This window comes from Epibacterium ulvae, from assembly GCF_018678075.1.
Lineage (GTDB): Bacteria > Pseudomonadota > Alphaproteobacteria > Rhodobacterales > Rhodobacteraceae > Epibacterium > Epibacterium ulvae_A.
This window is the reverse complement of sequence record NZ_JAHHIR010000050.1, coordinates 55,227-65,617: the sequence shown is the minus strand read 5'-3', so window position 1 is coordinate 65,617 and position 10,391 is coordinate 55,227. Positions and strand designations below refer to the sequence as shown.

Below are 10,391 nucleotides of genomic sequence, written 5' to 3'. Positions count from 1 at the left end.
AAGAGCACCTGGATCACCCGAACATCGGTGTTGGCCTCCAGCAGATGCGTGGCAAAGCTGTGCCGCAATGTGTGCAGGGGCGCCGGTTTGCTGATCCCGACCATATGTTTGGCCGAGGTGAACGCCCGGTTCAATTGACGCGACGAGATCGGGTTGATCTTTTGGTTTGCCGGGGAACAGCCAGCCTTCCGGGCGTGCTTCCTTCCAATATTCCCGCAAAAGGCCGAGCAGACCCGGTGACAAAATCACCTTGCGATCCTTGCCGCCCTTGCCTTGGTCGACGTGGATCAGCATCCGATCACTGTCGATTTCGCTGATCTTGAGGTTGCAAACTTCGGATGCGCGCAGGCCAATACCATAAGAGATGCTGAGGGCGGCCCGATACTTCAGCCCAGGTCCCGGCGTCGCCATGAGCAGGTCCGACACCTCCTGCACGCTGAACACCATTGGCAGCTTCTTGGGCTGGGCCTTGAACTGCATGAAGCGCTTCATGTCCTTGCGCCCGCAGGTGATGCCAAAAAAGAACCGCAGCGCCACGATCCGCGTGTTGAAGGTTGATGCCGTGACGCCGGTGTCTGTCACGTGAAGCTGATAAGCACGCAGCTCCTTGGGCGTAGCGGTGTCCGGCGAATGCTCGAGGAACGCGGCAAAATCTTTGATTGCCCTGATATGAGACTTCTGGGCCTTGTCACCCATTCCTCTGATGCGCATATCCTCCATCATCCGCGCACGCAGCGGGCTCATCTTCTCTTCCGTCATGGGAACCTCCTGTCATCAGATTGAGAAACCTCAATCGTCAGACAGGTCAGCCAACTCTCAAAACGCGGCCAGATCTGGTATCACTCACAACGCCAACTACAAGCGCCAGTGCCGCGAGAGCGGCTTCGTCCTTGGGCTGGAACGCGCTAAACCCGTTTTCTTCCGCACTCTCCCCGCCTCCCCTCCACACAAATCCCCGCGCAACCCGCAGGTGCGGGACTTTCCCACTTGACCTGCCCTGCGCAGATGTCATGAACAACGCCATGAGTACGGCGAAACTGACAATTGATCTGGACGCGTTGGTCACCAACTGGCGGTCCCTGGATGCAAAGACCAACTGCGAGACCGCAGCGGTGGTCAAGGCGAATGGCTACGGGCTGGATGCGGCCCGAGCGGGTAAGGCGCTGGCCGCAGGTGGTGCGCGCAATTTCTTTGTGGCAGCGGCCGAGGAAGGCGTGGTTTTGCGCCGTGCCTTGGGTGCTGGCCCCGGCATTTCGGTATTTTCCGGCCATATGGAGAGCGACACCAAACTGTTGCAGGAATTTCAGCTGACCCCGATGCTGAATTCGCTCGACCAGATGCTGCGCCACTTTGAACGCCTTCCCGGTCACCCCTTTGGCGTGCAGCTGGATACCGGCATGAATCGCCTGGGCATGGAGCCCGCCGAATGGGCGGCCGTGCGCGATATTGCTTTGGGCCAGGGGCCCGTTTTGCTAATGTCGCATCTGGCCTGCGCCGATGAGCCGTCGCATGGGATGAACGCCCACCAACTCCAGTCTTTCCGCGACATGACCGATGGCATCGAAGTGCCGCGCTCTCTTGCGGCGACCGGCGGGCTGCTCTTGGGTCCTGACTACCACTTTGATCTCTGCCGTCCGGGCATTGGCCTTTATGGCGGTCTGCCCTTTACGCAGGCGATGCCGGTTGTGCATCTTGACCTGCCCGTTATCCAGATGCGCGATCTCTCCCCGGGTGAAACGGTGGGTTATGGCAACACCTGGACCGCCCAACGCCCCAGCCGTATTGCCACGGTCGCGGCCGGCTATGCCGATGGTCTGATCCGCGCGATGGGCATCGGTGGCATTCAGGTCTATGCCGAGGCCACGCCCTGCCCCGTTGTCGGCCGCGTCTCAATGGATCTGATCACCGTGGATGTGACGGATATTGCCGAAGTCCCCGCCAGCCTGTCGCTGATCAACGAGGCACAGACCGTGGATGTTGTCGCCAATGCGGCTGGCACTATCGGGTATGAGATCCTGACCTCGCTCGGCCACCGTTACGCCCGTACCTACAAAGGCTGATCCGTTCCATGTCCCCTGTTGTCCTTCTGGCGCGCCTGGGTCGCGCGGTGTTGCAGACGCTGGCCTCGACCGGGCGGATCTCGATCTTTGCCGCCTCCAGCTTCGGCCACATGATGCGCCCACCGTTTTACCCACGTGAGTTTCTGCTGGCCTTGTTACAAGTCGGCTGGCTGTCACTGCCGGTTGTTGGACTGACGGCTGTGTTCACCGGCGGTGCGCTGGCCCTGCAGATCTATTCCGGCGGCGCGCGTTTTAATGCCGAAGCCGTGGTGCCCCAAATCGTGGCAATCGGCATGGTGCGCGAACTTGGCCCCGTACTTGCTGGCCTGATGATCGCCGCGCGGGTGACGTCTTCGATTGCAGCCGAAATCGCCACGATGAAGGTGACCGAGCAGATCGACGCGCTGGTGACCCTCTCCACCCATCCGATGAAATACCTGGTCGCGCCCCGCGTGCTGGCGGCGCTCTTGACTGTGCCGCTGCTGGTGGGCGTTGGTGACATCATCGGCATCATGGGCGGCTATATCGTGGCAACCCAGAACCTCGGCTTCAACCCCGCTGCCTATCTCAAAAACACTGTCGATTTCCTAGAGTGGCTGGACATCGTGTCGTCGCTCACAAAAGGCGCGGCCTTTGGCGTGATCGCGGCGCTCATGGGCTGTTATTACGGCATGCAATCGGGCCGCGGCGCCCAGGGCGTGGGACGCGCCACAAAATCCTCGGTCGAGGCAGCCGCCGTCCTCATCCTCGCCGCCAATTTCGTTCTCACTGGGATGTTCTTCTCGCTATGATCCGTCTGGAAAACGTCCACAAAACCTTTGGCGACAACCAAGTCCTGCGCGGCTTTGATCTTGAGATCACCCGCGGAACCTCCATGGTGATCATCGGCGGATCCGGCACCGGGAAATCCGTGTCGCTGAAATGCGTGCTTGGCCTGATCACCCCTGACAGCGGCAAGATCCTGGTCGACGGCCAAGACGTGACCAAAGCCGACCGCGACGCTTTCCTCGCCCGCTTTGGCATGTTGTTCCAAGGTGCGGCCCTGTTTGACTCGCTCCCCGTCTGGCAAAACGTCGCCTTCCGCCTGCTGCGCGGCTCCCTCGCCCGCCCGCGCGACGAAGCCCGCGAGATCGCCATCGAAAAACTCCGCCGCGTGGGTCTGAAAGCGGACGTCGCTGACCGTTTCCCGGCTGAACTCTCCGGCGGTATGCAAAAACGCGTCGGCCTTGCGCGTGCCATCGCCGCCGATCCCGAGATCATCTTTTTCGACGAGCCCACCACCGGCCTCGACCCCATCATGTCTGGCGTCATCAATGACCTGATCCGCGAAATCGTAGTTGAGATGGGCGCCACAGCCATGACCATCACCCACGACATGACCTCGGTCCGCGCCATCGCTGACAACGTCGCCATGCTCCACGGCGGCAAAATCCGCTGGACCGGCCCTGTGGCGGAAATGGACGCGTCAGGGGATCCGTATGTGGAGCAGTTCATCTCAGGAAGTGCTGAGGGGCCGATTGAAGCGGTGCGGTGACTCTATTTCTATTGAGAGGTTTTGATGGAATTACATATTAGAAAGCTTGAGCATAGTTACAGCGCTGAGCATCTGAACACTCGCCTAATGCACAGGATCATATCCTACTCGTCTAACGTTGATGAATACTCACAATCTCAAATAGTTGAAATGCTTGTAGAATATGAGAACTGGCTTGCTGACGGGGCATCACATCTAGCCTTGGAATCAAGGAACTGCTCCGGGTTTACCGGAGAGCTTCCGGTTCAATAGTTAGGCCGCTTTTTCAGCGATGCTCAAGTCTACGAAGAATGCCTCCTCTTTCCTTTTTGGCGTGATGTATCCGATGGCGCTGTGCAGGCGTTCGGTGTTGTATCAATTCACCCATTTCGGCGTTTCCCATCAAACCTGGCTGACAGACTTCCACGGATCGAGGAAGTTGATAACCTCGGTCTTGAACAGTCCGATGATGCTTTCAGCCAGAGCAGTCATATGAAACGCCGACGCTTCCCACAGATGGATCGATGCCTGCTTCTGCCAGCAGTTCGGTATACTTGATAGACTGGTATTGCGACCTGAGACCTTATTACTCCTCCACTTTTGAGTAGGATCGGTCCCAAGCATTAGAGACGGAATATGAAGAACTGAGCCAATGGTATGAACTGCCTTCCTGCCAAACCGCAGCTATTGTTGCGGGCATCGGTGGAGAGATAGGAGCATTCTGATGGATGTCGAAGTATTGGGCATTGATCTGGGCAAGACCGTTTGCAGCCTTGCGGGATTGGACGCAACAGGCGCGGTCGTGTACCGCAAGCGCCTTCAACGGCACCGGTTGCTGGACTTTCTGGAAGGTTTGGATCCCTGCATTGTTGCGATGGAGGCTTGCGGCGGCGCGCATCACATTGGTCGTTGTTGCCTTCAACACGGTCATGAGCCTCGACTGATGTCGCCGCTTTATGTCCGGCCCTACGTCTGTCCGTCGTCAGACATTTTGCAACCCATAGCCGAATGCCTTGGCGCGGCGTTTGAGGTTGCCGAGTACGCGGTTGAGGTACCGCTCCTCATAATGGGATGCGCCGGGGTCTTTGTATGTCATGCCGTATCTGAGGGTGTTGTAGAACAGGACAGCAATCTTGCGCGCTGACGCGGCGACGGCTTTGGCCTTGCCCGCTCGTGCTGCTAATCGGCGGTAGAAAGCTCCTAGAGCGGTATCGCTGCGCCCGAGTGTAAAAGCAGCTAATCGTAAGAGGGCAGCGGCGCGACTTGATGACCGTCGCGTCCGAGAAGACAGCACTTTGCCGCCGGAGATCTTGTTGCCAGGTGCAAGATAGAGCCACGGCGTGGAGTGTTTGGCGCTCGGCCACGCGCGCAGGTCAGTCCCACATTCCCCGACCAGTTTGAGCGATAGTGAAGGCCCCATCCCATGGATCTCAGTCAGATCAACGCCGAGGACACCAAACAGCGCGGCCCGGACACCAAATGACGGCGTGCTCACCTGCTTGGTCTTTGTGCGTGGACGTGGCAACTGACTGGGATCGTATTCGTTATCTGAACCGAGTGCCCTCAACGTCGCCTCAAGAGGGCGATCATTCTCATTGAGCGAGGCTTTGATGGTCTCGATTGATGCTTTGCAACGCACATCACGATGAGATGCCAACACATCCAAATCCCGCTCGCCGTCGACGATGGCAGGGAGGATCTTCATCCCTGTCACGCCAGTGATATCAGAGACCACATGATGTCGTTGGAGGTTCATCTCCTTCAGTCCTTTCTGCACGTGCTGGAAATGAGCCGCCGCATATTCCACCCCCCGTTCACGCTGTCGCAGATACGCACGCAACGTGGTTATTTGAGCAGATGGCCTGAAGCTACCACGCAAAAGTCCATATGAATGCAACTGACGCAACTTGCTGGCATCGCTGACATCCGTCTTCCGCTCGTGAACGTTTTTAGTGCAGCGGGCATTCACCAGAATGACCTCAAAGCCGCCATGACGGCGAGCACAGTGGCGAGCTTGGTTCCTGTGTCGCTACTCTCCGGCGACGAGATCGTCGCAACGTGCAAATTCGTGCGCCGCTGATATCGCTTTGGGTCCAGCCGCGCGCCCTACGCGTTCGGCGAAGTGCCTCGCGGATCTGCTCGGCCATTCGTGCTGCGAGGTCCATGATGCGACTCCTTTTACGTCATGACGGAACAACCGAGGCGCACTCATGCCTGCAGCCCCGCGGCTCAAATTTGCTCAGGTGTCACCTGCTCCGATGCAATTAAGTCCTCGACCTGCCGGTTGGTTAAGTGACGACACAGGGGATGACGCCCGTGGACCCACTCGGTGAGGCTGACACTCCCTTTGGCTTCGGCCTCTCCCGCTTTCTCGCGCTCCGTCTGTATCTGGGCAAGGCCCTTCTCTTTTCAGCGCATCTTGAACCAGTTGTCTGAGAAGTAGACCTTGCCGCGCGTGTAGCATTCTCTTTGCTTGGCATAGGTTTTGACAGCCTGCAGAAGGTCATCGGGCCTCTACGTGTGGCAATCTTCCAATGTGCCGAACCAGGGGAGTACGGCCAACCGCCTTCGTCATGCCTATCAAACCGCCGCAAACGACTACTTTCCCCGCACCTTTGATCTCCTCACAGAATTTTGTCGGGCAAATTCCAGCATTTATATTGACAAACTTACCCTCAATTCTCGAACTTCCAAATAACGAATTCACTTCTCTATATCGAAAATATCACCCGAGATTTCAAAAACAACAACAGGGAAAACAGAAATGACCAAAGTCTCTCACCTTGGCACAGCCAGTCGCCCGCTTGCATCGACGCTGGCGCTGGCGCTGGCGCTCGCTCCGACAACGCTTTTGGCCCAGGATGCACCTGCCTTTAAACTTGGCGTGGTAAGCTTCCTGTCGGGCGGTGCGTCTGGCCCATTTGGTGTGCCGTCGCGCAATGCTGCAGAGCTGATTGTGGACGCGATCAACAAGGGCACCCTGCCCGCGCCATATGACACAATTGGTTTTGCCGGCACGTTGGTTGAGCCATTGTTCGCGGATGAAGCGTCCAAGAACGTCGTCGCGGATTATCAAAAACTCGTCCAGAAAGACGAAGTAGACGGCATCGTTGGCTACAACTCCTCTGGCAGCTGCGTGGCCATTGCGCCCGAAGTGGAAAAGCTGGAAACGCTCACTGTTTTGTCCGCCTGCGGCACGTCGCAGATCTTTGAAGAGATCGTCACCGAGCCGAAATACCTGTTCCGCGCGGCAAGCCATGCGACAATGGATAACGTGGCCGCCGCACGTTACGTTGTCGAGCACACGCCGGAAGTCGTTGAAAAGCTGAGCGATATTGCGGGCATCAACCAGAACTACTCTTGGGGGTTTGACTCTTGGCGCGACTTCTCCGCCTCGATCCAGGTCCTCAAAGAAGACGTTGAAATCGCAAACGAGCAATTCCCCAAGATTTTTGCCGGCCAATATGGTGCCGAGATTTCGGCCCTGCTGACGGCGCGCGCAGATGTGGTGCACTCCAGTTTCTGGGGGGGCGATTTGGAAGCCTTGGTCATCCAAGGCGCCGGGCGTGGCCTGTTCGGTCGCACCCAAATGGTGCTGACCTCCTCTGACACGGCTATTCACCGTCTGGGCCGTCAGATCCCGGATGGGACAATTATTGGCGCGCGCGGATCTTACAGCATCTACGCTCCGCAATCAGAGCTCAACGATTGGTTCCGCCAGGCCTACTATGACCGTTACGGCGTCTACCCTGTGCACCCGGCCTACCAGATGGCAAATGCCGTTCTGGGCATGAAAGCCGCCGCGGACAAGGCCGGCGTTGGCACCGAAGAGGCGATCATCGCCAACCTGAAAGGCCTGTCCTATGAGGGTCCCGGTGGCATCGTTGATATGGCGTTGGCGGATGGTCATCAGGCGATCACGGGCTCTGCCTATGGCACCTATAAATTCGACACGGAAACCGGCCTCGGCACCGTTGAGAACATTGTGACCTACAAGGCTGAATGCATTAACCCCCCCGCCGATCTGACCTCGCAAGAGTGGATCAAGGGCGGATTTGTCGGCGCTGATTGCGAATAACCGACAACGCATGAAACGCCCGATTGGGTCCGGCAGGCAAAGGCGCGCCTTCGCCTGCCACTTCGCTACTTTGGAGACATTGGTATGACCACGACGGTTGCCATCATTCTGGATGGGTTTGGCTTTGCGGCTTGGCTGTTTCTATCATCGGTCGGCCTGACATTGATTTACGGTGTCATGCGGATCTTGAACATCAGCCACGGCGGCTTTTATGCGCTTGGTGCCTATTCGGCGGCCTGGGCTGTGGGGCTTTATACGCAGACCGGCAATACGATTGCCCTCACCTATCTGATCATTCCGCTCGCCGCGATCATCGTGGGCACGCTGACCGGGCTCTTGGTGGAACGGGGCTTGCTGCGGTTCATGTATGGCCACGAAGAAGTCCTGATGGTGCTGGTCACCTATGCGGTCTTCTTGATCTTGGAGGATGCGACCAAATTGATCTGGGGCACGGAATCCTACGTTGCCTATCAACCAGCCTATTGGCTGGGGACCATCGATGTCGCGGGCATTCCCTACACTATCTACAAGTTCTTGATCATCGGTATCGCGCTGGCCGTCGGCGCGGGCCTGTATTGGGGATTGAACCGCACCCGTGCGGGCAAACTGTTGCTGGTGGTGATCCATGACCGCGAGGTCAGCGCCGCATTGGGCATCAACGTGACCCTGTTTTTCACGGTCACCTTTGTCATCGGCACGACGCTTGGTGCGCTTGGCGGGGCATTGACCGCACCTGAAATCAGTGTGGTGCCCGGCATTGGGGCAGAAGTTATCGTCATGGCCTTTGCAGTGATTGTCATCGGCGGCATGGGCAGCGTGGGGGGCGCCATGATTGGTGCCGTGATCGTGGGCTTCGCACGTGCTCTGTCGGTCCACCTGTACCCGCCTATCGAAATGTTCTCGATCTATCTGGTGATGGCAATGGTCTTGGCCATCAAACCATATGGTCTCTTTGCTCTGGCTGAAGGCAGAAAAATCTAATGAAGTTCTTCGACAAGACAGAATGGTCGCTGCTTTATGCTTTGCCTGTTCTCATCATCCTTCTGTTTGCCCTGCCGACCTGGCTTGTGAATTATGTCCAGGTCTCGATGGGCATGGGGCTCGTGGCTTTGGCCGTGATGATCCAGATGCGGGCGGGTTTGGTCTCCTTTGGTCAGGGGCTCTATTTCTGCATTGGCGGCTACACCGCTGGCATGGCGAGCAAGTTTTGGAACATCTCCGATATCTTCGTGATCCTAGTCATCGCAATCGTGGTGACCGTAGCTGTGTCTGGAATTCTGGGTTTCCTGTTGCGCCGCTATCGCGAGATTTTCTTTGCGATGCTGACACTTGCGGTCTCCATGATCCTGTTTGCGCTTTTGTCCAGCTCGCATGAGCTTGGCAGCACCGATGGGTTCAACCTACCGCAGGCAAGCTATCTGGGCTGGCACCCTGAGGGTGAGACCGGGAGCACGGTCTTGTTCATCCTGACCGCAATTTTGACCCTGGCCTGCGCCATTTTGATCAACCGGTTCTTGCGCGGACCCATCGGAAAAATCATCGAGGCCATTCGCGAAAATGAACTGAGGGTCGAGTATCTGGGGGCTTCGGCGCATGTTTCCGTCCACGTCCTGTACATGATCGCGGCTACCATTTCGGCGATTGGCGGCGTGCTGTGGTCCATGGCGTTGGGACATGTCACGCCCGAGATGGCCAATTGGACCACCTCTGGTCAGTTCGTCTTTATCGTGATTTTGGCCGGAACCGGAAATGTGTTCGCTCCCTTGGTCGGAACTTTGATCCTTGAGGTATTGCGGGTATATGCCGTCGAAATCTCACCTAATACCTGGCAAATGATCCTGGGCATCGTGATGCTGCTGACGATTGTCTTTTTGCCCAAAGGATTGTGGTCGCTGTTTGAACGCTTCGTCAAACGCCTATCCTCAAAGGAGCCAGCCGCATGAGCGTTATTCTTGAAACGAAAGGGTTGGAAAAAACCTTCGATGCCGTTGTCGCCGCGCATAATATCAACATTAGCATCGATGCGGCCGAAGTCATTGGCGTGATCGGTTCCAATGGCGCAGGCAAGACGACTTTTGTAAACATGGTCACCGGCTATCTGACGCCGTCATCCGGTGAGATCCTGTTTCAAGGGAAAGACATTGCGGGCCTGCCAACGCGGGAAATCACGCAAATGGGGATTTGCCGGTCCTTTCAAATTCCGCAGCTGTTTCCAGAGCTGACCGTTCTGGACAATCTCTTGATCGCACTCACCATCGCAAATCGCGGAAGAAAAGGATGGCTGACCCCTGCTGTGGATGAGGCATTGACCGACAAGGCGATGCAGATCCTAGCGCGGTTCAAAATCGAAGAACATGCGGACAAGCTGATCACCACCCTCGCGCAGGGCGTACGCAAGCTGGTCGACATCGCCATGGCTACAGTACCAGAGCCGAGCCTGTTGTTTCTGGATGAACCCACCAGCGGGGTCAGCGCCGAGGAAAAGATGAGCTTTATGGCGACGTTGATCGACGCCTTGCAAGCCACAGACACTGCCGTCTTGTTCATCGAACATGACATGGAACTGATCGAGGCATTCGCACCCCGTTGCATCGCTTTTTACGAAGGAACAATCCTGGCCGATGGCGACACCGCAGGCGTGCTTGATGACGCCAAGGTCCGGGAATTTGTCATCGGCAGCGAATTCCACCGCAAAGCAACGCCGGATGTCGCCGATATCCGTGAACAGGCAAAGGGCTGA

9 protein-coding genes and 3 pseudogenes are annotated in these 10,391 nt (G+C 57.2%); 9 read left to right on the top strand and 3 right to left on the bottom strand.

Annotated elements, in window-relative coordinates:
* Positions 1 to 759 (bottom strand): annotated as a pseudogene (locus tag KMP13_RS13260) (tyrosine-type recombinase/integrase); the annotation flags it as partial.
* A gap of 263 nt (positions 760 to 1,022) precedes the next feature.
* Here KMP13_RS13260 and alr point away from each other — a divergent pair.
* Genes alr through KMP13_RS13245 form a run of 3 tightly spaced genes read left to right on the top strand, consistent with a single transcriptional unit; the run spans position 1,023 to position 3,594 of the window.
* The gene (gene alr / locus KMP13_RS13255; protein WP_215266323.1) at positions 1,023 to 2,060 is read left to right on the top strand and encodes an alanine racemase; all 1,038 of its coding nucleotides are present in this window, start codon (positions 1,023 to 1,025) and stop codon (positions 2,058 to 2,060) included.
* Between the two features lie 8 nt (positions 2,061 to 2,068).
* Entirely contained in the window at positions 2,069 to 2,851 is a 783-nt protein-coding gene (locus KMP13_RS13250; RefSeq protein ID WP_215266322.1) for an MlaE family ABC transporter permease, read from the top strand.
* Entirely contained in the window at positions 2,848 to 3,594 is a 747-nt protein-coding gene (locus KMP13_RS13245) for an ABC transporter ATP-binding protein (protein ID WP_215266321.1), read from the top strand. Before KMP13_RS13250 ends, KMP13_RS13245 begins: the two co-directional genes overlap by 4 nt.
* Positions 3,595 to 3,846: 252 nt before the next feature.
* On the opposite strand, the pseudogene KMP13_RS20825 reads toward KMP13_RS13245, so the two are convergent.
* A pseudogene (locus tag KMP13_RS20825) lies at positions 3,847 to 4,147 on the bottom strand (integrase core domain-containing protein); the annotation flags it as partial.
* A gap of 150 nt (positions 4,148 to 4,297) precedes the next feature.
* Between KMP13_RS20825 and KMP13_RS20550 the strand changes: the two are divergent.
* Positions 4,298 to 4,546, top strand: a pseudogene (locus KMP13_RS20550) (IS110-like element ISMmg1 family transposase); the annotation flags it as partial.
* Between the two features lie 9 nt (positions 4,547 to 4,555).
* Here the strand turns inward: KMP13_RS20550 and KMP13_RS20820 are convergent.
* Positions 4,556 to 5,380 (bottom strand): transposase, encoded by an 825-nt coding sequence (locus KMP13_RS20820; protein ID WP_353055714.1) that lies wholly within the window; start codon positions 5,378 to 5,380, stop codon positions 4,556 to 4,558.
* Positions 5,381 to 5,464: 84 nt separating this feature from the next.
* On the opposite strand from KMP13_RS20820, the gene KMP13_RS20540 reads away from it, so the two are divergent.
* The 5 genes from KMP13_RS20540 (at position 5,465) to KMP13_RS13210 (ending at position 10,391) form a co-directional block, all read left to right on the top strand.
* A complete protein-coding gene (locus tag KMP13_RS20540; protein WP_251363845.1) occupies positions 5,465 to 5,653 on the top strand; it encodes a hypothetical protein in 189 nt (62 codons plus the stop codon).
* Positions 5,654 to 6,337: 684 nt separating this feature from the next.
* Positions 6,338 to 7,651 carry an ABC transporter substrate-binding protein gene (locus KMP13_RS13225; protein WP_215266319.1) on the top strand — a complete coding sequence of 438 codons (1,314 nt, stop codon included), beginning with the start codon at positions 6,338 to 6,340 and terminating at the stop codon, positions 7,649 to 7,651.
* 84 nt (positions 7,652 to 7,735) lie between these two features.
* Positions 7,736 to 8,632: a branched-chain amino acid ABC transporter permease gene (locus KMP13_RS13220; protein WP_215266318.1), complete on the top strand. Its 897-nt coding sequence runs from the start codon at positions 7,736 to 7,738 to the stop codon at positions 8,630 to 8,632.
* Positions 8,632 to 9,594, top strand: coding sequence for a branched-chain amino acid ABC transporter permease (locus KMP13_RS13215; protein ID WP_215266317.1), 963 nt, complete (start codon positions 8,632 to 8,634; stop codon positions 9,592 to 9,594). Before KMP13_RS13220 ends, KMP13_RS13215 begins: the two co-directional genes overlap by 1 nt.
* Positions 9,591 to 10,391 carry an ABC transporter ATP-binding protein gene (locus tag KMP13_RS13210; protein WP_215266316.1) on the top strand — a complete coding sequence of 267 codons (801 nt, stop codon included), beginning with the start codon at positions 9,591 to 9,593 and terminating at the stop codon, positions 10,389 to 10,391. Before KMP13_RS13215 ends, KMP13_RS13210 begins: the two co-directional genes overlap by 4 nt.